This is a genomic window from Pseudomonas brassicacearum (assembly GCF_000585995.1).
GTDB classification, from domain to species: Bacteria; Pseudomonadota; Gammaproteobacteria; order Pseudomonadales; family Pseudomonadaceae; genus Aquipseudomonas; species Aquipseudomonas brassicacearum_A.
Window position 1 is genome coordinate 5,198,276 of sequence record NZ_CP007410.1, and the last position, 20,946, is coordinate 5,219,221.

General features: G+C 59.7%; 23 protein-coding genes and 1 pseudogene. 15 read left to right on the plus strand and 9 right to left on the minus strand.

Going from position 1 to position 20,946, the window contains the following annotated elements; translation table 11 throughout:
* Positions 1 to 4: 4 nt before the first annotated feature.
* From CD58_RS22280 to CD58_RS22310, 7 genes and pseudogenes are all read left to right on the plus strand, one after another.
* Positions 5 to 577, plus strand: a complete 573-nt coding sequence (locus tag CD58_RS22280) for an Rnf-Nqr domain containing protein (protein WP_025215167.1) — start codon at positions 5 to 7, stop codon at positions 575 to 577.
* Positions 574 to 1,599 carry an electron transport complex subunit RsxB gene (gene rsxB / locus CD58_RS22285; RefSeq protein WP_025215168.1) on the plus strand — a complete coding sequence of 342 codons (1,026 nt, stop codon included), beginning with the start codon at positions 574 to 576 and terminating at the stop codon, positions 1,597 to 1,599. Before CD58_RS22280 ends, rsxB begins: the two co-directional genes overlap by 4 nt.
* A pseudogene (locus CD58_RS22290) lies at positions 1,586 to 2,571 on the plus strand (RnfABCDGE type electron transport complex subunit D). Before rsxB ends, CD58_RS22290 begins: the two are co-directional and overlap by 14 nt.
* Complete coding sequence (locus CD58_RS22295; protein WP_025215169.1) at positions 2,568 to 3,179, plus strand: RnfABCDGE type electron transport complex subunit G; 612 nt, start codon at positions 2,568 to 2,570, stop codon at positions 3,177 to 3,179. Before CD58_RS22290 ends, CD58_RS22295 begins: the two are co-directional and overlap by 4 nt.
* Positions 3,172 to 3,705, plus strand: a complete 534-nt coding sequence (locus tag CD58_RS22300; RefSeq protein WP_025215170.1) for an Rnf-Nqr domain containing protein — start codon at positions 3,172 to 3,174, stop codon at positions 3,703 to 3,705. The genes CD58_RS22295 and CD58_RS22300 overlap by 8 nt, the downstream gene beginning before the upstream one ends.
* Positions 3,702 to 4,340: an endonuclease III gene (nth, locus tag CD58_RS22305; RefSeq protein ID WP_025215171.1), complete on the plus strand. Its 639-nt coding sequence runs from the start codon at positions 3,702 to 3,704 to the stop codon at positions 4,338 to 4,340. The genes CD58_RS22300 and nth overlap by 4 nt, the downstream gene beginning before the upstream one ends.
* A 107-nt stretch (positions 4,341 to 4,447) precedes the next feature.
* Positions 4,448 to 4,630: a PA3496 family putative envelope integrity protein gene (locus CD58_RS22310; RefSeq protein WP_025215172.1), complete on the plus strand. Its 183-nt coding sequence runs from the start codon at positions 4,448 to 4,450 to the stop codon at positions 4,628 to 4,630.
* Positions 4,631 to 4,684: 54 nt separating this feature from the next.
* Here CD58_RS22310 and CD58_RS22315 read toward each other — a convergent pair whose 3' ends face one another.
* Positions 4,685 to 5,311 carry a response regulator transcription factor gene (locus tag CD58_RS22315; protein WP_025215173.1) on the minus strand — a complete coding sequence of 209 codons (627 nt, stop codon included), beginning with the start codon at positions 5,309 to 5,311 and terminating at the stop codon, positions 4,685 to 4,687.
* A 463-nt stretch (positions 5,312 to 5,774) separates the two neighbouring features.
* Between CD58_RS22315 and CD58_RS31535 the strand changes: the two genes are divergently transcribed.
* Positions 5,775 to 6,278 carry a hypothetical protein gene (locus CD58_RS31535; RefSeq protein ID WP_025215175.1) on the plus strand — a complete coding sequence of 168 codons (504 nt, stop codon included), beginning with the start codon at positions 5,775 to 5,777 and terminating at the stop codon, positions 6,276 to 6,278.
* A gap of 85 nt (positions 6,279 to 6,363) precedes the next feature.
* Here the strand turns inward: CD58_RS31535 and CD58_RS22330 are convergent, their stop codons facing one another.
* Together CD58_RS22330 and CD58_RS22335 are read right to left on the minus strand one after the other, a co-directional pair.
* Positions 6,364 to 7,581, minus strand: a complete 1,218-nt coding sequence (locus tag CD58_RS22330) for an argininosuccinate synthase (RefSeq protein WP_003204943.1) — start codon at positions 7,579 to 7,581, stop codon at positions 6,364 to 6,366.
* Between the two features lie 128 nt (positions 7,582 to 7,709).
* Entirely contained in the window at positions 7,710 to 8,684 is a 975-nt protein-coding gene (locus tag CD58_RS22335) for a flagellar protein MotY (protein ID WP_025215176.1), read from the minus strand.
* 191 nt (positions 8,685 to 8,875) lie between these two features.
* Here CD58_RS22335 and pyrC point away from each other — a divergent pair, with 191 nt between their 5' ends.
* Together pyrC and rnt are read left to right on the plus strand one after the other, a co-directional pair.
* A complete protein-coding gene (gene pyrC / locus CD58_RS22340) occupies positions 8,876 to 9,922 on the plus strand; it encodes a dihydroorotase (RefSeq protein ID WP_025215177.1) in 1,047 nt (348 codons plus the stop codon).
* Positions 9,919 to 10,596: a ribonuclease T gene (gene rnt, locus CD58_RS22345; RefSeq protein WP_025215178.1), complete on the plus strand. Its 678-nt coding sequence runs from the start codon at positions 9,919 to 9,921 to the stop codon at positions 10,594 to 10,596. Before pyrC ends, rnt begins: the two co-directional genes overlap by 4 nt.
* A 186-nt stretch (positions 10,597 to 10,782) precedes the next feature.
* On the opposite strand, the gene CD58_RS22350 is transcribed toward rnt, so the two are convergent.
* Positions 10,783 to 11,385, minus strand: a complete 603-nt coding sequence (locus CD58_RS22350) for a peroxiredoxin (RefSeq protein WP_025215179.1) — start codon at positions 11,383 to 11,385, stop codon at positions 10,783 to 10,785.
* Positions 11,386 to 11,690: 305 nt separating this feature from the next.
* On the opposite strand from CD58_RS22350, the gene CD58_RS22355 reads away from it, so the two are divergent.
* Both CD58_RS22355 and bfr read left to right on the plus strand, forming a co-directional pair.
* A complete protein-coding gene (locus tag CD58_RS22355; RefSeq protein WP_003178704.1) occupies positions 11,691 to 11,909 on the plus strand; it encodes a bacterioferritin-associated ferredoxin in 219 nt (72 codons plus the stop codon).
* Positions 11,910 to 12,107: 198 nt separating this feature from the next.
* Positions 12,108 to 12,581: a bacterioferritin gene (bfr, locus tag CD58_RS22360; RefSeq protein ID WP_025215180.1), complete on the plus strand. Its 474-nt coding sequence runs from the start codon at positions 12,108 to 12,110 to the stop codon at positions 12,579 to 12,581.
* 225 nt (positions 12,582 to 12,806) lie between these two features.
* Here bfr and grxD read toward each other — a convergent pair whose 3' ends face one another.
* The 3 genes from grxD to CD58_RS22375 all read right to left on the minus strand — a co-directional run bounded on the left by grxD (position 12,807) and on the right by CD58_RS22375 (position 15,776).
* The gene (gene grxD / locus CD58_RS22365; RefSeq protein ID WP_025215181.1) at positions 12,807 to 13,148 is read right to left on the minus strand and encodes a Grx4 family monothiol glutaredoxin; all 342 of its coding nucleotides are present in this window, start codon (positions 13,146 to 13,148) and stop codon (positions 12,807 to 12,809) included.
* Between the two features lie 100 nt (positions 13,149 to 13,248).
* The gene (locus CD58_RS22370) at positions 13,249 to 15,357 is read right to left on the minus strand and encodes a molybdopterin oxidoreductase family protein (protein WP_025215182.1); all 2,109 of its coding nucleotides are present in this window, start codon (positions 15,355 to 15,357) and stop codon (positions 13,249 to 13,251) included.
* 131 nt (positions 15,358 to 15,488) lie between these two features.
* Positions 15,489 to 15,776, minus strand: a complete 288-nt coding sequence (locus tag CD58_RS22375; protein WP_025215183.1) for a hypothetical protein — start codon at positions 15,774 to 15,776, stop codon at positions 15,489 to 15,491.
* 402 nt (positions 15,777 to 16,178) lie between these two features.
* On the opposite strand from CD58_RS22375, the gene argF reads away from it, so the two are divergent.
* Together argF and CD58_RS22385 are read left to right on the plus strand one after the other, a co-directional pair.
* A complete protein-coding gene (argF, locus tag CD58_RS22380) occupies positions 16,179 to 17,099 on the plus strand; it encodes an ornithine carbamoyltransferase (protein WP_025215184.1) in 921 nt (306 codons plus the stop codon).
* Positions 17,096 to 18,205, plus strand: a complete 1,110-nt coding sequence (locus CD58_RS22385) for an ABC transporter ATP-binding protein (protein WP_025215185.1) — start codon at positions 17,096 to 17,098, stop codon at positions 18,203 to 18,205. Before argF ends, CD58_RS22385 begins: the two co-directional genes overlap by 4 nt.
* Before the next feature lie 73 nt (positions 18,206 to 18,278).
* On the opposite strand, the gene CD58_RS22390 is transcribed toward CD58_RS22385, so the two are convergent.
* Positions 18,279 to 19,061 carry a PhzF family phenazine biosynthesis protein gene (locus tag CD58_RS22390; RefSeq protein ID WP_025215186.1) on the minus strand — a complete coding sequence of 261 codons (783 nt, stop codon included), beginning with the start codon at positions 19,059 to 19,061 and terminating at the stop codon, positions 18,279 to 18,281.
* A 188-nt stretch (positions 19,062 to 19,249) separates the two neighbouring features.
* Positions 19,250 to 19,720, minus strand: coding sequence for a Cys-tRNA(Pro) deacylase (gene ybaK, locus CD58_RS22395; RefSeq protein WP_025215187.1), 471 nt, complete (start codon positions 19,718 to 19,720; stop codon positions 19,250 to 19,252).
* Positions 19,721 to 20,042: 322 nt separating this feature from the next.
* On the opposite strand from ybaK, the gene CD58_RS22400 reads away from it, so the two are divergent.
* A complete protein-coding gene (locus tag CD58_RS22400) occupies positions 20,043 to 20,894 on the plus strand; it encodes an MIP/aquaporin family protein (RefSeq protein ID WP_025215188.1) in 852 nt (283 codons plus the stop codon).
* Positions 20,895 to 20,946: the final 52 nt, after the last annotated feature.

A 20,946-nucleotide genomic window follows, 5' to 3' on the forward strand; every position in this document is an offset into this window, starting at 1 on the left:
GCCCATGACCGAAATTGCTTTCACACTGTTCAGCGCCGCCCTGATCAACAACCTCGTGTTGCATTGGCCGCTGGGTGTCGATCCGCTGCTGGCGGCTGAGGGTAGAAGGCAAGTTCACGCCCTGGGCCTGGCGACGGTGTGTCTGATGTTGATTGTCGGCACCCTGGGTTACTTGATGGACCATTGGCTGCTGGCCCCGGCCAACCTGACATCGCTGCGCCTGTTTGCCTGGCTGCCCTTGAGCGTGCTGCTGATCGGGCCATTGCTGCGCCTGCTGGCGCGCTGGCTGCCGGCATGGCCATTCGAAGGGTTGTGGCCGCTGTTGCTCGGCAATGCCGGCATACTGGGCGTCACGCTGCTCAACAGCCAGGATGACCGGAGCCTGGGCCACGCCGTCGCCTTGAGCCTGGGGGCCGGGCTGGGATTCTGGCTGGTGCTGAGCCTGTTCGAGGATCTGCGCCAGCGCACCTTCAATAACGATATTCCCGTGCCCTTTCGGGGCCTGCCGATTCAGTTGATCAGCGCCGGACTGATGGCGGTGGCCTTTCTCGGATTGCGCGGGCTGGTCAAAACATGAGCCTGATTCAACGTATCGACGCCCTGTTGCCGCAGACCCAATGCGGCAAGTGCGGCCATCCCGGGTGCAAACCCTACGCCGAAGGCATCTCCCAGGGCGAGCCGATCAACAAATGCCCGCCCGGTGGGCACGAAACCATCGCAGCCCTGGCCGAGCTGATGAAAGTGCCGGTGCTGGAGCTCGATGACAGTCGCGGCTCAGCCCCAGCGCAAATTGCCTTTATCCGCGAAGCCGAATGCATCGGTTGCACCAAGTGCATCCAGGCCTGTCCGGTGGACGCGATTGTCGGCGCGGCCAAGCTGATGCACACCGTCCTCGTCGACGAATGCACAGGCTGCGACCTTTGCGTGGCACCCTGCCCGGTCGACTGCATCGAGATGCGGCCACTGCCCATGGCGACCGTACTGCCGATCGTTGGCGGCCTGGCCTTCAGCGTTGAAGAACAGCAGGCACGAACCGCCAAGCGCAATCACGCCCGGCGGCGTTTCGAACAGCGCAACGCGCGTCTGCATCGTGAGGAAGAGCAGCGCCAGGCCGAACGTCTGGCCCGTACCCAGCGCGCTGCCCAGCCTCAGATCCAAACCCTCGATCCGGTACAAGCCGCGCTGGAACGCGTGCGCGCGCAAAAAGCCGCCAACGCCGATGCGGCGCTGAAGAAAGCCAAGGTCGACCTGGCCATGAGCCGGGCACAGTTGAACAAATCCTTGAAAGCCTTCGGCCATCCACCCACCTTTGAGCAGCAGTTGCAATTGATCCTGCTGCAGCGCCAGTTCGAAGCGGCGGAGCAGGCCTTGGCCCAACTGGAAAACGCCGCGCCGCCGGTCGCGCCAGCCCCGGCTTCGTCACCGGCACCGGCACCGGCACAAAACGCCGAGCTGAAGCGGGCCAAGATTCAACTGGCGATGCGCCGCGCCGAACTCAGCAAGGCCCGGATCGCCGGGGCACCGGATGAACACCTGCAAGCGCTGGTGCAAGCGGTGAACGACGCCGAACGCCAGGTGGACGCCCATGGCGCTTCCTGAACCCGTGGACGAACGGCTGCGCCTGGCGATGAGGCGGGTGCTGCTGGCGACGCTGCCCGGCGCGCTGACGCTGCTGTGGTTCTATGGCTGGGGCGCGGCGCTCAACCTGCTGTTGTCCGGCCTCACCGCCCTGGCGGTCGAGGCACTGGTGTTGCGGGTGCGTCGTAGGCCTCTCACACCCGACTTGAACGATGGCAGCGCGCTGGTCAGCGCCACCCTGTTGGCCCTGGCCTTGCCGGCGTATTGCCCTTGGTGGCTGACCGTCACGGCGGCGGCCAGCGCCCTGTTGTTCGGCAAGCACCTGTGGGGGGGCGTCGGCACTAACCCGTTCAACCCGGCGATGCTCGGATACGCGGTGGTGCTGGTGGCGTTTCCTTCACAGATGAGTCAATGGCCGGCGCTCCACGGCATGGGGTTGCTCGACGGCCTGCAACAAGTGTTCGGCATGCACCCGGCGCCCGACGCGTGGACTGGCGCGACGGCGCTGGACAGTTTGCGAATCAACCGAAGCCTGACCGTCGATGAGCTGTTCGCCAACGACCCAGCGTTCGGGCGTATTGGTGGCCGCGGTGTCGAATGGGTCAACCTGGCGTTCCTGGCGGGGGCCTGTTTCTCCTGCAACAACGGGTGTTCAGTTGGCATGCGCCGGTGGGCATGCTATCCAGCCTGTTCCTTATCAGCCTGTTGTGCTGGAACGGTTCGGGCTCCGACTCCAATGGCTCGCCGCTGTTTCATCTGTTCACTGGCGCGACCATGCTTGGCGCGTTTTTCATCGTGACCGAGCCGGTCTCGGGCGCCAAAACCGCGCTCGCTCGGTGGCTGTTTGGCGCGGGCGTGGGACTGTTGGTTTACCTGATCCGTACCTGGGGTGGTTACCCGGATGGCGTGGCGTTTGCGGTGCTGCTGATGAACCTCGGGGTACCGGCGCTGGATCGCTGTGTCGAGGCACGACAAAGGCGACAGCTGACATGAACAATCCCGGCGGCATTGCGATCCTGGTTATTCTGGCCTGCCTCGGCGTTGGCGCCACTTACATCACGCAAACCGGCACTGCCGGACGCATCGAAGCCCAGCAACGGGCCATCGCGAACAGAACCTTGCTCGACGTGCTGCCAGCCGACCACTATGACAACCAGCCGTTGGCACGGCCTGTCGTGGCGACTCCAGTGGCTCTGCCCCACAGCACGCTGCTGAGCGGTTACCTCGCGACCCGCAGCGACCAGCCCAGCGCCGTGTTGTTGCGCAGCCAGGCGTTGGGCTATGAAGGCAGCATCGAACTGTTGGTCGCCATCGACCCGCAGGGCCGGTTGCTGGGCGTGAAAACCCTGCGTCAGTCCGAAACGCCCGGCCTGGGCGCGGCGATTGCCGGTTGGCCGAATGCCTGGATGCAAACCTTCAACGGTAAATCGCGCCAAGCCCCTGACGATAACGGTTGGGCCTTGAAAAAGGATCAGGGGCAGTTCGATCAACTGGCAGGCGCAACGGTCACGTCCCGGGCGGTTATCCAGGCGGTTCACGATGCCCTGCGTTATTTCGACGAGCACAAGGCTCACCTGATCGGAGGGGCTACCGATGAATAAGCCATGGGGACTGGCCCGAGGTCTGCTGCTCGTGCCTCTGGTCGGCGCCAGTGACTCGCTGATCAACGCCCTGGGGTTGTGGCTGGCCTGGGCTTTGATCAGCCTCGGCCATGGCTTGGCCATGGGCCTTTTACGGCTGCGCCTGACAGCGCCTCAGCGGCTGCTCGCCTCGATCATGCTGGCCGCCACCCTGACCGCATGCGCAGGCCTCGCCGCGCAGGCCTGGGCGCTGGAACTGTATCGGCCGCTGAGTCTTTACATCGGCTGGATCGCCTTGAGCTGCGTGGTATTGGCACACGACGCTGACCTCATCGAGTCCCGCTGGCCTGGACACCTCAGGCTGGTTGGGCTGTTCGGCCTCTGGATGATTGGCCTGGGCGCCCTGCGCGAGCTGATCGGCAGCGGCATCCCCTTGGCCCAGCTCGCCCCCGGCGGGTTCATACTGCTCGGACTGCTGCTCGCGGTCTACCAGGCCTGGACGGTCGCCAAGCCCCATTCATCCCTTGAGGAAACGCCGCGCCCATGAACGCCGCAAAACGCCTGGAAATATTTCGTCGCTTTCACGAAGACAATCCCGAACCGAAAACAGAACTGGCCTATACGTCGCCGTTCGAGTTGTTGATCGCGGTGATCTTGTCGGCCCAGTCCACCGACGTCGGTGTCAACAAAGCCACCGCCAAGCTCTTTCCGGTGGCCAATACACCGGAGGCGATCTACGCCCTGGGCGTCGAAGGGTTGTCCGAATACATCAAGACCATCGGCCTGTTCAACAGCAAGGCAAAAAACGTGATCGAAACCTGCCGCCTGCTGATCGAGCGCCACGGCAGTGAAATCCCGCAGACTCGCGAAGCGCTGGAAGCCCTTCCAGGCGTGGGCCGCAAAACCGCCAACGTCGTACTCAATACCGCTTTTCGTCAGCTGACCATGGCGGTCGACACCCATATTTTCCGCGTCAGCAACCGGACAGGGCTGGCTCCCGGTAAAAACGTGGTGGAAGTGGAAAAGAAACTGATGAAGTTCGTGCCCAAGGAATTTCTCCTGGACTCCCATCATTGGCTCATCCTTCACGGGCGCTACGTTTGCCTGGCGCGCAAGCCCCGCTGTGGCAGCTGCCGGATCGAAGATTTATGCGAATACAAGCACAAGACCTCTGACGATTGAGGCGCTATTGCTTTTATTGATCCATCGATTGAAAAAATCTTTTTTACCCGCCCGTGGTTTATCGATATAAGGAGCGCCAATGGCAGTCTTAGCCTGGAGTCGAACCCATGAGTGCTGGCAAAGAACAACTGGATGTAGAAGACGAATTCATCGCCGTTGAGGCCGACGACGCAGAACCTGTGGTCGTGGAGGTGGCGAAAACCAATCTGAGCAAACGCCGCACCATTGACAACCTGCTGGAAGAGCGTCGCTTGCAGAAGCAGCTGGCCGATTACGACTTTGACCTCTGACACGTAAAAGCCTCCCTAGTGGAGGCTTTTTACTGAGTACGCGTGACAAAAAGCTCACACCAACCCATTGCGCTGCGCCAACTCGATCAGATCCACCAGCGAGCGGGCATTGAGCTTCAACAACAAGCGCGTCTTGTAAGTACTGACCGTCTTGTTGCTCAAAAACATCCCATCGGCAATTTCCTTGTTGGTCTTTCCGCGAGCCAGTTGCTGCAAGACCATCATCTCCCGCCCAGACAAACGATCCACCATATCGGATTCGCTGGCATTACCAAGACTCGAACGCACCGTATGCAGCGCCTGGTTGGGGAAGTAGCTATAACCGGACAGTACCGCCTTTATCGCACTCAATAACTCCGTGAGGTCCTGTTGCTTGCATACATAACCGGCCGCCCCCGTTTGCATGCAGCGCATTGAGAAATGTCCAGGTGCCTGGGAGGTCAGCACCAATACCTTCATTGACGAAGGAATTGCAGTCAGACGGGCGATAACCTCCAAGCCGTCCAATTTCGGAATACCGATATCAAGGATGACAATATCGGGCGTAAGTTCTCGGGCCAATTGCAGCGCATCGACACCATTATCTGTTTCGGCAACAACTTCATAACCATGACGCTCCATCAGCAAACGTACAGCAAGACGAATGACGGGATGATCATCCACGATCAGCACTTTATTCATGGGCAAATCCAACTTCGCTGTTCGAATTTTTAGAGCACGCACAATAGCCTAGTCATTTCTACCTTGGCATGCCGCCCCCCCCTGAGTGCTCGCACCGAGAGACGCAACCTACAAGCAATACAGAAAAATCCTACAAATTCCCCGGGAAATAATGTGCCATAAATTTTTTAACAGGGACCGACCACTCCTCCTTAACGACCTGTTCCCCCTCGGATAACGCGATTTTATCCGGCTGCGCGCCTCGCCGCAGAGAGATAAAAGTCATTCCTTTCATAAAAAGTAACTGAATTATCTGCCGATAAAACAGCCACAGTTTCGCCATTCAAGCTAAACCTTATATAAAAAGCGGCATTCAACCCGACAATTAAAACAGGTTATTATCAGCCCTTAGCATAATACCCACACCCCATTAACAGTCACTGCCCCATTCAATCACGAGTCCAAATAACCATGAGCATTCACCATGAACAAACCTTTGAAAACCATCACCAACCCCATGACCCTTATTGCTATATTTGCAACTTTATCCGAAACATCCGCGGCTATTTCCCTGCCTTTTCTGGATGACGATGATCGCGAATATTATCTCTGGTTCCTGATCAGCTTCCCGTTCTATTTACTGCTGCTTTTTTTCATCACGCTCAACTTCAACTATCGCTCATTATATTCACCGTCCGATTTTCGCAAGAGCAAACACTTTATAAAGACCATGGATGAGTCGTCCTCCCGGCGTCGACGAGTATTACGGCGAGCGGGCAAGGCAAAAAGATTATTAATGCACCATCATCGGCACAAACAGGAGGGTCCGCAACGGGTCATTTTTCTTGTGTACAGCCAACCGGAAGACCTGGTTGAGGCCTATCGGGCAGACCATTTAAAACAGGCCACTGGACTCACTGAAATCGTCCTGTACGTCATCTACAGCCGCGACAGCACTGATGTGATACCAGACAGGCAGGAGGGATGAGCGATCAAGCATTAGCGCTGAAGGGTAGGAAGAGCCGCAAAAAAAAACGGCCTGCTCAAGGCAGGCCGTTTTCATATCACCAGGATCAGAACAGCTTGCGACCCTTGTTCGCCGCGATACGCATGCGCAGGGCGTTGAGCTTGATGAAACCGGCTGCGTCGGCCTGGTTGTAAGCGCCACCGTCTTCTTCGAAGGTTGCGATGTTGGCATCGAACAGTGACTCGTCAGACTTGCGCCCGGTGACGATCACGTTGCCTTTATACAGTTTCAGGCGTACGACGCCGTTCACGTGGGCTTGGGATGCGTCGATCATCTGCTGCAACATCAGGCGCTCAGGGCTCCACCAGTAGCCGGTGTAGATCAGGCTGGCGTACTTGGGCATCAGCTCGTCCTTGAGGTGAGCCACTTCGCGGTCCAGGGTGATCGATTCGATCGCCCGGTGAGCGCGCAGCATGATGGTGCCGCCGGGGGTTTCGTAGCAACCACGGGACTTCATGCCGACATAGCGGTTCTCGACGATGTCCAGGCGACCGATGCCGTGTTCGCCACCGATGCGGTTCAGGGTCGCCAGCACGGTGGCCGGACTCATTTCCACGCCGTCCAGTGCGACGATATCGCCGTTGCGATAGGTCAGCTCCAGGTATTGCGGGGTGTCAGGAGCCTTCTCCGGGGAGACGGTCCAGCGCCACATGTCTTCTTCGTGCTCGGTCCAGGTGTCTTCCAGCACGCCGCCTTCATAGGAGATGTGCAGCAGGTTGGCATCCATCGAGTACGGGGATTTCTTCTTGCCGTGACGCTCGATCGGGATCGCGTGTTTCTCGGCGTAGTCCATCAGTTTTTCACGGGACAGCAAGTCCCATTCACGCCACGGAGCGATGACTTTCACGCCCGGCTTGAGGGCATAGGCACCCAGTTCGAAACGCACCTGGTCGTTGCCTTTGCCGGTGGCGCCGTGGGAAATGGCGTCGGCGCCGGTTTCGTTGGCGATTTCAATCAGGCGCTTGGCGATCAACGGACGGGCAATGGACGTACCCAGCAGGTACTCGCCTTCGTAAACGGTGTTGGCACGGAACATCGGGAACACGAAGTCGCGGACGAACTCTTCGCGCAGGTCATCGATGTAGATCTCTTTGACGCCCATGGCCTGAGCCTTGGCGCGTGCAGGCTCGACTTCTTCGCCCTGCCCCAGGTCAGCGGTGAAGGTCACCACTTCGCAGTTATAAGTGTCCTGCAGCCACTTGAGGATCACCGAAGTGTCCAGGCCGCCGGAATACGCCAGAACGACCTTGTTTACGTCCGCCATGCCATCACTCCACGGGTTGTACGGAAAGCCGGGAAGTCTAACGTCCAATGCGGATAATTTACAGAGGCGCGACAGCTTATGACGACGAAGCGACAGATTATGTCGAGTGAGCGACGGTCATCGCCGAATCAGGACGTGCGCGCAGTCGCCGGGGCGGGAGTCGGTGCCGAGGTCTTGGCCGGGGCAGCGGCCGGCGCCGGAACCTTGGCCGGGGCCGCAGTAGGTGCTGGCTGCGGCGCTGGCGCTTCGGTTGGCGCCACGCGCTCCAAGAGCACGACCACGCGGCGGTTCTTGGCCCGGTTGGCGGCGTTGGTATTGGGTGCCAGGGGATAACGCTCACCATGGAAACGCAGGGTAATCTGCGACTCCTGGAAGCCATTGGCCTTGAAGAAGTCCTGGACCGCCAGGGCCCGGCGACGCGACAGCTCACGGTTGGTCAAGCGGTTGCCACTGTTATCGGAGTGACCATCGAGTTCGACATGATTGACGCTCGGGTCGGCCTTGATGAAATCGAGCATCACCTGCAACTGAGCCTTGGCCCGCGCATCAAGCTCGACTTCCTCACCGGGGAAACTGATTTGGGTTTGCTTAATCTGTTCGAAATTCTTCGGCAGCAATTTCGCTACACAGCCCTGATAGTCGCTAAAGGCTTTGTTGAAGCGCACGGGCAGCAAACGAACTTCCGATACCCGCCCGTCCTCGGTGTTGCGCCGCACCACTGGGCTGCGACCGTCCATCAGCCCACTGATCAAGCGACCAGCCTGGAGCTGGGAGCTGTTGAACAATACATCGCCACTGCCGATCCTGACCGAGCCCAGGTTGATGTCGCCCCTCCCCGGCTGCCACGGCGCCGCAGCCGCCAACAAGGTCGCGGAGCCGCCACCGAGCATCGGGTTGTAGGCCTTGAGCCGAAAGATGGCCTGCTCACCCGCCCGACGCACGAACTCGCCGCTGCCGAAGTCGGTGATCGGCTGGCTCAACCGGCACTCGAACTTGTCGCCTTCGACCGTCCACTCAATGCTCTCCAGACGGGTCTGGAAAGTGAGCGCCATGGCGGGAAGGCTGGCAAACACACTGAGCAAGGCTAGATAACGCTGGCGCACGGGAGGCTCCACTGGCTTTTATACAAAGATCGACACACGCTGAAGGCATGACACCTGTCCGGGGCACTGCACGGATTCGTGGCACACCTGTAGGAGCTATCGGTAAGTTGCGGCAGAACTTGATAGCGGGTGCCTGAATCGGTCTTTTCCGGTAGCATTCCCCAGAGTTTGACCCGCCTGGAAGCCCCCCAATGTCCGACCGCCTGACCCTGCTGCGTCCCGACGACTGGCATATTCATCTTCGCGATGGTGCTGTGTTGACCCATACCGTCGCCGATGTCGCGCGCACCTTTGGGCGCGCAATCATCATGCCTAACCTGGTTCCGCCAGTGCGCAACGCCGCCGAGGCCGAGGGCTATCGCCAGCGCATCCTGGCCGCACGCCCAGTCGGCAGCCGCTTCGAACCGCTGATGGTGCTTTACCTCACCGACCGCACCCAACCCGAAGAAATACGCGACGCCAAGGCCAGCGGTTTTGTCCATGCCGCCAAGCTGTACCCCGCCGGCGCGACCACCAACTCCGACTCCGGCGTCACCAGCATCGACAAGATCTTCCCCGCACTGGAGGCCATGGCCGAAGTCGGGATGCCTTTGTTGATCCATGGTGAAGTCACCCGGGGTGACGTCGACGTGTTCGACCGCGAGAAAATCTTCATCGACGAGCACATGCGTCGCGTCGTGGAGCGGTTCCCAACGCTCAAGGTGGTGTTCGAACACATCACCACCGGCGATGCCGTGCAGTTCGTCAACGAGGCCCCGGCCAACGTTGGCGCGACCATCACCGCGCATCACCTGCTGTACAACCGCAACCACATGCTGGTGGGTGGGATCCGGCCACATTTCTATTGCCTGCCGATCCTCAAGCGCAACACCCATCAGGAAGCCTTGCTCGACGCCGCCACCAGTGGCAGCGCCAAGTTTTTCCTCGGCACGGACTCGGCGCCCCACGCCCGTCACGCCAAGGAAGCGGCCTGCGGTTGCGCCGGCTGCTACACCGCCTATGCCGCCATCGAGATGTATGCCGAAGCGTTCGAACAGCGCAACGCGCTGGACAAGCTCGAAGGCTTCGCCAGCCTGCACGGCCCGCGTTTCTATGGCCTGCCGACGAACACCGATCGTATTACCCTGGTCCGCGACGAGTGGACCGCCCCCGCCAGCCTGCCCTTCGGCGAGCTGACTGTCATCCCGCTGCGCGCCGGTGAAAAACTGCGCTGGCGCCTGCTGGAGGAAAACGCGTGAGTGAAGATCATTTCGACGATGAACAGGACGGCAATGGCGGTTCGGGCGGCGCCCGTCACCCCATGGCAGCCCGGTTTCGCGGCTACCTGCCGGTCGTCGTCGACGTAGAAACCGGCGGTTTCAACTCGGCCACCGATGCGCTGCTGGAAATCGCCGCGACCACCATCGGCATGGACGAAAAAGGCTTTGTGTTCCCCGACCACACCTATTTTTTCCGCGTCGAACCGTTCGAAGGCGCCAACATCGAAGCGGCGGCCCTGGAATTCACCGGGATCAAGCTCGATCACCCACTGCGCATGGCGGTGAGTGAAGAGACGGCCCTGACCGACATTTTCCGTGGCGTGCGCAAGGCGCTGAAGGCCAACGGTTGCAAGCGCGCGATCCTGGTCGGCCATAACAGCAGCTTCGACTTGGGCTTCCTCAACGCCGCCGTCGCGCGCCTGGACATGAAGCGCAACCCGTTTCACCCGTTCTCCAGCTTCGACACGGCAACCCTGGCTGGCCTGGCGTATGGCCAGACTGTCCTGGCCAAGGCCTGCCAGGCGGCCGACATCGATTTTGATGGCCGTGAAGCCCACTCGGCCCGCTATGACACCGAGAAAACCGCCGAGCTGTTCTGCGGCATCGTCAATCGGTGGAAGCAGATGGGTGGCTGGCAGGATTTCGACGACTGACATCGGCCTGGCTCTTTGTGTGGCGAGGGAGCTTGCTCCCGCTTGAGTGCGCAGCGCTCACAAGATCTTGGGGCGGCTGCGCCACCCAGCGGGAGCAAGCTCCCTCGCCACAGGACTGTGTTGTGCTTTAACACCCCATAAAAAAACCGGCCTGTCGAGGGCCGGTTTTTTTATGCCTGGATGCGCTTACAGCTTGCCACCGTGCTCGGTCAGGTAAGCGGCCACGCCTTCAGGCGATGCGTCCATGCCCTTGTCGCCTTTTTTCCAGTTGGCCGGGCAAACTTCGCCGTGCTCTTCGTGGAATTGCAGAGCGTCGACCAGACGGATCAGCTCTTCCATGTTACGGCCCAGCGGCAGGTCGTTGATGATCTGCGAACGGACAACGCCTTTATCGTCGATCAGGAACGCGCCACGGAAGGCCACGCCGCCTTCGGACTCAACGTCATAAGCCTTGGCGATTTCGTGCTTCATGTCGGCAGCCATGGTGTATTTCACCTGGCCGATGCCGCCATTGTTGATTGGGGTGTTGCGCCAGGCGTTGTGGGTGAAGTGCGAGTCGATCGAAACGGCGACCACTTCAACGTTACGGGCCTTGAAGTCGTCCATGCGGTGATCCAGTGCGATCAGCTCGGATGGGCAGACGAAGGTGAAGTCCAGCGGATAGAAGAACACCAGGCCGTATTTGCCTTTGATGGCCGAGGACAGGGTGAAGCTGTCGACGATTTCGCCGTTGCCGAGGACGGCTGGAACGGTGAAGTCAGGGGCTTGTTTGCCTACGAGTACGCTCATTGGATATCTCCTGGTGTAATAACGTGAAAAACAAGGTCCGTGCCAGCCTGCCACCTCCAGGCGACAGCCCTGTGACACGAACCCGCTTCGCAAGGACCGACCATCATACACTGCGGGTTTGGGCTGTCTTCAACGGTTTTTCGACGGCATTGAAAAATCGCCGCTTGCCCCTGCCGTAACAAATAAAACCGTTCGTCAGCCAGGCGGCGCTCTGGGGCAAAGGTTTCAGAAACCACTTTGACAATCATTCTCGTTAACATTAAGATCCGTCCCAATTGAGTCACAACCAGCGACGGTTCTTACTTATGTATGTATGCCTCTGCACTGGCGTCACCGACGGGCAAATCCGCGAAGCGATCTATGAAGGTTGCTGCAGCTACCGCGAAGTCCGCCAGGCCACCGGCGTAGCCAGCCAATGCGGTAAATGTGCGTGCCTGGCCAAGGAAGTGGTTCGTGAAACCCTCGCCAAAGTGCAAACGGCCCAGGCGTCGATTCCCTATCCGGTAGAATTTACTGCCGCTTGAAACCAGCTTTTTGAAGAACCGGACTTAATGTCCGGTTTTTTTATGCCTGTAAATCAATCGCTTAGCCTTCAGACGCGGAACACAAACATTCTTATTCCGATTAATTTTCATTTATTATTCAATAACTTAGGTTTGACACTCGGAAATACGCGGCTCAAACTCTGCCTTATACACAGCTATTACAGGGCAGGCCTCACCATGAAAGGCGACATTACAGTCATCCAGCATCTCAACAAGATCCTTGCCAATGAGCTGGTCGCGATCAATCAATACTTCCTGCATGCGCGCATGTACGAGGATTGGGGCCTGAACAAGCTGGGCAAGCACGAGTACCACGAATCCATCGACGAGATGAAGCACGCGGACAAGCTGATCAAGCGCATCCTGTTTCTCGAAGGCCTGCCGAACGTACAGGACCTGGGCAAGCTGCACATCGGCGAGCACACCCGGGAAATGCTCGAGTGCGACCTGCGTATCGAACGCACCGGCCATGCCGACCTGAAAGCCGCCATCGCCCATTGCGAGACCGTTGGCGACTTCGGCAGCCGTGAACTGCTGGAAGACATCCTCGAGTCCGAAGAAGAACACATCGACTGGCTGGAAACCCAATTGGGCCTGATCGACAAGGTGGGTCTTGAGAACTACCTGCAATCGCAGATGGGTGAAGAGTAACCTTCCCCGAAGGTGAGCCACTAAAAAGCCCCGCCCTCTTACGAGAGGCGGGGCTTTTTATTACCTGTGTTTCAGGCATACCGCAATCCACTGTGGGAGCGAGCTTGCTCGCGATAGCGGTGGATCAGGTAAAGAAATGTGACTGACACATCGCTATCGCGAGCAAGCTCGCTCCCACAAGACTCTGCTCACCACAACCTGTGTGGTGAACAGAACCCTCATGAATCAGGCTTCAGCCTTGTTCGCCGCCGCTTTCTCGGCCGCATCCTTGATCAGCGCCTGCAGAGAACCGTCGGCAGACATCTCGGTCATGATGTCGCTACCGCCGACCAGCTCACCGGCCACCCACAGCTGTGGGAAAGTCGGCCAGTTGGCGTACTTGGGCAGGTTGGCGCGGATTTCCGGGTTCTGCAGGATGTCCACGTAGGCAAACTTCTCGCCACACGCCATCACAGCCTGAGCAGCCTTGGCCGAGAAGCCGCACTGTGGCGCGTTCGGCGAGCCTTTCATGTAAAGCAGGATAGTGTTGTTGGCAATCTGGTCTTTAATCGTTTCGATGATATCCATGGAGCACCTCGGCTTAAACTTTCGCGACTTAGTTTGTCGACACGGTGGCGCATTGTAACGGAAAGCCAAGCACGCTGCTCGGTCTGGCCAAGAGACAAATTTACGCAGCCGCCACCTTCACCGGTACGCCATTGAGCGCCGCATTGCCGGACAGCTCATCGAGCTGACAATCATCGGTCAGGTCATTGGCGCTGGAGCCAGGCTGGCCACTGGCAATGGTCATCTGCACACCCGGCCGGGCATGACCCCAACCGTGGGGCAAGCTGACCACGCCTTTCATCATGTCCAGGCTGCCCTGCACCTCCACTTCGATCATACCCACCCGCGAACTGACCTTCACCCGCTGCCCGTCGATAAGTCCGCGACTGGCGAGGTCATCCGGGTGCATCAGCAACTGATGACGCGGCTTGCCCTTCACCAGCCGGTGGAAGTTGTGCATCCAGGAATTATTGCTGCGCACATGGCGCCGGCCAATCATCAGCAACTCATCGGGTGCTGGAGCCTGCAACGCGGCAAAACGCTCCAGGTCGGCGAGTATCACGGCCGGCGCGGCCTGTACCCGTTGGTTTTCGGTTTTCAGGCGCTGGGCCAGGTTGGGTTTCAGAGCGCCAAGGTCAATGCCGTGGGGATGGTCGAACAAGGTCGCCAGGGACAATTTGTGTGGCGAGGCATCGCCGTACGCTCCATTGCGCAGGCCGAAATCGATCATTTGCGCCGGTGGCATGGTTGGCTTCAGTTCCTTGCCGGTCCGGGCCGCGAAGGCCTTGGCCAGGCCGACGAAGATTTCCCAGTCGTGCAACGCCCCTTCGGGCTTGGGCAGGATCGCCCGGTTGAAACGGGTCACGTTGCGCACCGCGAACAGGTTGAACGTGGTGTCGTAGTGGTCGTTTTCCAGCGCCGAAGTAGAGGGCAGGATCAGGTCGGCGTAGCGCGTGGTTTCGTTGATGTACAAATCGATGCTGACCATGAACTCCAGCCCGTCCAGCGCCTGCTCCAGCTGTCGGCCGTTGGGTGTGGACAGCGCCGGGTTACCCGCCACGGTGACCAATGCACGAATCTGGCCCTCACCCTCGGTGAGCATTTCTTCGGCCAGGGCCGACACCGGCAACTCCCCGGCGTACTCGGGACGCCCGGACACCCGGCTTTGCCACCGGTTGAAATGCCCTCCCGAGGTGGTGGCCACCAGATCCACCGCCGGCTCGGTGCACAGCGCCCCGCCCACCCGGTCGAGATTGCCGGTCACCAGATTGATCACTTGGATCAGCCAATGGCACAGCGTGCCAAACGCCTGGGTCGAGACGCCCATGCGTCCATAGCAAACGGCTGACGGCGCGGCGGCAAAGTCCCGGGCCAATTGACGGATCTGGGTGGCCGGCACTGCACAGAGCGGGCTCATCGCTTCCGCCGTGAAGGATGCGACAGACTCGCGCACCTCTTCCAGGCCGTCCACCGGCAAGTGGCTGTCACGGGTCAAGCCCTCGTCGAACAATGTATTGAGCAAGCCAAACAGCAGCGCAGCATCGCCACCAGGGCGCACGAAGACATGTTGGTCCGCAATGGCGGCCGTTTCGCTGCGACGCGGATCGACCACCACCACTTTGCCGCCACGGGCCTGGATCGCCTTGAGGCGTTTTTCCACATCCGGCACGGTCATGATGCTGCCGTTGGACGCCAGCGGGTTACCGCCCAGGATCAGCATGAAGTCGGTGTGGTCGATGTCCGGAATCGGCAGCAGCAGGCCGTGGCCGTACATCAGGTGGCTGGTCAGGTGATGGGGCAGTTGATCCACCGAGGTTGCCGAGAAACGGCTACGGGTTTTCAACAGGCCCAGGAAATAGTTACTGTGGGTCATCAGCCCGTAGTTATGCACGCTGGGGTTGCCCTGGTAGACCGCCACCGCATTCTGGCCGTGGCGCGCCTGGATGTCCGCCAGACGCTCGGCCACCAGCGCAAAGGCATCGTCCCAGGCAATCGGCTGCCACTCGTTGCCGACCCGCTGCATGGGTTGGCGCAGGCGGTCCGGATCGTTCTGGATATCTTGCAGGGCCACGGCCTTGGGGCAGATATGCCCCCGGCTGAAACTGTCCAGCGCATCGCCCTTGATCGAGGTGATCGCCGGGCCTTGGCCGTCGGTTTCGGTGGTTTCGAGGGTCAAGCCGCAGATGGCTTCACACAGATGGCACGCACGGTGGTGGAGAGTCTTGGTCATGGCCAGTCTCTGTTTTATTCGTGGCGGGCGCTTTCGGCCGCGGGAAGAAAACTATGGCGCGTGACCGGCCCCTTTGCCAGCGACGTTCGTCCTGTGAATTGCCGGGCATCAGGCCCGCCGATGAAGTGGCGTCAAGGCTGCTCGGAAGGCGGCGCCAACAGCTGGATTTCTTCGACGGTTTCCACCTGCTCCTGGGCGATGGGCACGCCCGTCAGCTCCCCGATGAGGCGCCAATGCTCGTCGAGCCCGTTGCTGATAGTGGCCATGCGATCGATCATCCGGCGGCCGGCGGCCTTGGTCACCTCGTCGTCGCTGCGCAACAACTCGAATGACATGGACGTCACCGATGCGGTCAGATGAGTCAGGGAACGTGCCGTCAGCCCCAGTAGTTCCATCAATTGTTGCTCTTTCGAATCCATTTCGGGGGCTCCTGCGTCTAGAAGCTCATTTATAACCCAGCCCCTTGCAATAGGAAATGTTTCACGTCTGACAACAGACCGGCGAAGCCCCGGAATATGGGCTCACAAACGACCTTCAACCACGTCGAGCCCGCCTTGCTTGATTGCCAAGCCAAGCAACGCCAGTGTACAAATGGGGTGCTGCTGTCAGGAAACCGGCTTCATACATGCCATCACAGACCTGTGATGGCCTCGCTGAAATCCCCAAAAACCGTAGCCCTATTGGTAAGACGCGACATTTCCTTATAAGATCGCGCCTTCCCCTATTTCGTCGCCCCGTGCGGCTTTTGCCGCAGGTCTCGCCCGTTTTTTGAATAAACAAGGCTTTGAGTATCTGCGGTCAGTTACAAAAGGTAGTCAATCATGAGCGCAAGGCACTTTCTCTCCCTGATGGATTTCACGCCCGATGAGTTGCTCGGCGTGATCCGTCGAGGCGTGGAGCTCAAGGACCTGCGTAACCGCGGCGTACTGTTCGAGCCCTTGAAAAACCGCGTGCTGGGGATGATCTTCGAGAAGTCATCGACCCGCACCCGTATCTCTTTCGAAGCCGGCATGATCCAGCTCGGCGGCCAGGCGATCTTCCTGTCGCCGCGCGACACCCAACTGGGCCGTGGCGAACCGATCGGCGATTGCGCCATCGTCATGTCGAGCATGCTCGACGCCGTGATGATCCGTACCTTCGCCCACAGCACCCTGACCGAGTTCGCGGCCCATTCCCGCGTGCCGGTGATCAACGGCCTGTCCGATGACCTGCACCCCTGCCAGTTGCTGGCCGACATGCAGACCTTCCTCGAACACCGCGGCTCGATCCAGGGCAAGACCGTGACCTGGATCGGCGATGGCAACAACATGTGCAATAGCTACATAGAAGCCTCGATACAATTCGACTTCCAACTGCGCATCGCCTGCCCCGAAGGCTACGACCCGAACGCCGAGCTGGTTGCCAGGGCCGGGGATCGGGTGACCATCGTGCGCGACCCGAAACAAGCCATGGCCGGCGCACACCTGGTGAGCACCGACGTCTGGACCTCCATGGGCCAGGAAGAAGAAACCGCCAAGCGCCTCAAGCTGTTCGCGCCATTCCAGGTCAACCGGGCCCTGCTCGACCTGGCGGATGCCGAAGTGCTGTTCATGCACTGCCTGCCAGCCCACCGTGGCGAGGAAATCAGCGTCGATCTGCTGGACGACCCACGTTCGGTGGCATGGGACCAGGCAGAAAATCGTCTGCATGCGCAAAAGGCCCTGCTCGAGTTCCTGGTCGAGCCGGCGTACCACCACGCATGAGCCATCCGCTGCTACTGAATCTGCACAACCTGGCCTGCGGTTACCAGAACCAGCGGGTCGTCCAGAACCTCAACCTGCACCTCAATGCCGGCGATATCGGCTGCTTGCTCGGGTCGTCCGGGTGCGGCAAGACCACGACGTTGCGCGCCATCGCCGGCTTCGAGCCGGTGCACGAAGGTGAGATTCAACTGGCCGGGGAAACCATCTCCCGCCCAGGCTTCACCCTCGCCCCGGAAAAACGCCGCATCGGCATGGTGTTCCAGGACTATGCGCTGTTCCCCCACCTGAGCGTGGCCGAGAACATTGCCTTCGGCATCCGCAAGCATCCACACAAGGATCGCGTCGTCGAAGAGCTGCTGGACCTGGTCAATCTGAAAAACCTGGGCAAGCGCTTTCCCCATGAACTGTCCGGTGGCCAGCAACAGCGCGTGGCACTGGCCCGCGCACTGGCGCCAGAGCCACAATTGCTGTTGCTTGACGAGCCATTCTCCAATCTCGACGGCGAGCTGCGACGCAAGCTCAGCCATGAGGTGCGAGACATTCTCAAGGCCCGCGGCACCAGCGCGATCCTGGTCACCCACGATCAGGAAGAAGCCTTCGCCGTGAGTGATCATGTCGGTGTGTTCAAGGAAGGTCGACTGGAACAGTGGGATACGCCCTACAACCTGTATCACGAACCGCTGACACCCTTCGTCGCCAGTTTCATTGGCCAGGGTTACTTCATTCGTGGCCAATTGGACAGCCCGGAATCGGTGCAGACCGAGCTGGGTATCCTGCGGGGCAACCGAGCCTATACCTGGCCGATTGGCGGCGCGGTGGATGTGTTGTTGCGGCCGGACGATATCGTCTATGCACCGGACAGCCCGCTCACGGCCCACATCGTCGGCAAGACGTTCCTGGGCGCCTCGACCTTGTATCGCCTGCAACTGCCGACGGGCGCGCAACTGGAATCGATCTTCCCCAGCCATGCCGACCATCAGGTCGGGGCCCAGGTCGGCATCCGGGTAGCGGCTGAACACCTAGTGCTGTTCCAGGCCTCGGGCAGCACGGCGGCGCACCTACCGCCGGTGGAAAGCGGAGTGCGGCGCTACAGCACCGCCAGCTAGCGCTTGGATACTCGCTTTTGTGGCGAGGGAGCTTGCTCCCTCGCCACAGGGTGCATGTGCACCGGGACTGGTGTCAGCCCAGCATCAACGTCCCACTGGCCACCAACGTCGCATCCCCGCCGATCTTCACCCGCTCACCTTCCAACCGACAGAACAGCGCGCCGCCCCTGGCCGAGCACTGATAAGCCGTCAGCCCATGTTTACCCAAGCGCTTGGACCAGTACGGAATCAGGCTGCAATGGGTCGAGCCGGTCACCGGGTCTTCGTTGATGCCAATCGCCGGGGCAAAATAGCGCGAGACAAAATCATGCTTGCTCCCCGGCGCGGTCACGATAGCGCCCGGCCACGGCAGTTTCGCCAGGGCCGCCATGTCGGGTTTGCAGTCGAGCACCGCCTGCTCCGACTCCAGCACCACGAACAATACGTTCGAACTCAATACGTCCACCGCCTCGACCCCCAGGGCACTCTGCACGGCCAGGGACGCACCCAACTCGCTAGGCACCACGGTGGGAAAGTCCAACCACAACCTACCGCCTTCGCGACTGACGCTCAAAGGACCAGACCGGCAAGTGAAATCCAGGCGCTCGGCGGTTTCGTGGTAGACCTCGAACAGCACATAGGCACTGGCCAACGTGGCATGCCCACATAACGGAACTTCAGTGGTGGGAGTGAACCAGCGGATATGCCAATACTGGCCTTCGCGTACCAGAAAGGCGGTTTCCGCCAGGTTGTGTTCGGCGGCGATTTTTTGCATCAAGTCATCGGCCAGCCAGGCGTCGAGCCGATAGACCATGGCTGAATTACCGCCAAACGGTCTATCACTGAACGCATCGACTTGATGAAACGCGAGCTGCATGGCACTTCTCCTTTTTATTGATGTGCGAGCATGAGGCGCCAAGACACTGATTTTCCAGTGACAGATCCACTGAATTTTCACCCGACAGCCCTGGGCGAAAGTTCGGATACCCACTAAAGCTCAAGCCCTGCATCGGTGTGGCGAGGGAGCTTGTTCCCGAGTGCCTGCGAAGCCGCCACCCGACTCTTTCAAGCACGCCCGATGTTAGCAAACGTCGCCCCGGTATGCTCCGCCAGGACCGAAGGCGCCAGCTCTACCTCCAACCCACGCCGTCCTGCACTGACAAACATGCTGGCCAGCGGCAGCGCGCAACTGTCGATAAACGTGCGCAGACGCTTCTTCTGCCCCAGTGGGCTGATACCGCCGAGCAAGTAACCGGTCGAGCGTTGCGCGGCGGCCGGGTCAGCCATCTCGACCTTCTTCACACCAGCGGCATGGGCCAGGCCTTTCAAATCCAGGCTCCCGGCCACGGGCACCACCGCCACCAACAACTCACCTTTTTCGCTGGCCGCCAGCAGCGTCTTGAATACCTGCGCCGGATCCAACCCGAGCTTTTCGGCCGCTTCCAGTCCATAGGAGGCTGCCTTGGGATCGTGTTCGTAACTGTGGATGCGATGTTCGGCACGCACTTTCTTAAGCAGATCCAACGCGGGTGTCATGACTGCTCCTGTTAAGGAAATCAAAAAGAGTGAGCCCGATTCTAAGCGATCGGCAGGCAAAAAGGCCCGGACTGCGCTGTCAGCACTGCCGAGCCGATATCGCCGAAAGCGTCATTCATGCCACGAATAGTAGAAATGTGACCGATGGTTCACTTTCGACCTTTGACACCAGCGTTTCTTGTCTATATTTTTTCGAAACTGAAAGCAAAAACTCATGTCTCAAACAACACCCCGAGCTCAGGATGAGGATCCTGCCTCGGCGAAAACGCGCTATCGAGCTGTTTATCGAACGCGCCAGACAACAACAAAAACCGAGGTTTGAATGACCATTGCTTTACAACAGCCCTCTCTTTCCAGCCAATGCCTGGCCGAGTTCCTCGGCACGGCCCTGCTGATTTTTTTCGGCACTGGTTGCGTTGCGGCGCTCAAGGTCGCGGGTGCGAGTTTCGGCCTATGGGAAATCAGCATCATCTGGGGCGTCGGCGTCAGCATGGCGATCTATCTCAGCGCGGGTATTTCCGGCGCCCACCTGAATCCCGCCGTCAGCATCGCCCTGTGCATGTTCACCGACTTCGAGAAGCGCAAACTACCGTTCTATATGCTCAGCCAAGTGGCCGGCGCCTTCTGCGGTGCGCTGCTGGTCTACACGCTGTATAGCAATCTATTCTTCGATTTCGAACAGTCCCGGCACATGATTCGTGGCACCGAAGCCAGCCTCGAACTGGCCTCGGTGTTCTCGACCTATCCGCACGCGGCACTGTCCACCGGTCAGGCTTTCGTGGTGGAGACGATCATCACCGCGATTCTGATGGGCGTGATCATGTCGTTGACCGATGACAACAATGGCCTGCCTCGCGGCCCCCTGGCGCCGCTGCTGATCGGCTTGCTGATTGCAGTGATCGGCAGCTCCATGGGGCCACTGACAGGCTTCGCGATGAACCCGGCACGGGACTTCGGCCCTAAACTGATGACTTTCTTCGCTGGCTGGGGTGAAATTTCCCTCACGGGTGGACGCGACATTCCGTACTTCCTGGTTCCGATTTTTGCACCGATCTTGGGTGCGTGCCTCGGTGCTGCCGCCTATCGCGGGCTGATTGCCCGTCATCTGCCCAGCGCCATAACGGTTACAAAGGATGCAAAACCGGCCATTGACGGCAAGCCCAGAACGTCCTGAAACAGTCGGCGCAGGTTCCTGCCATTAGAGCCTGCGCCGTGGCTTCTTTCCT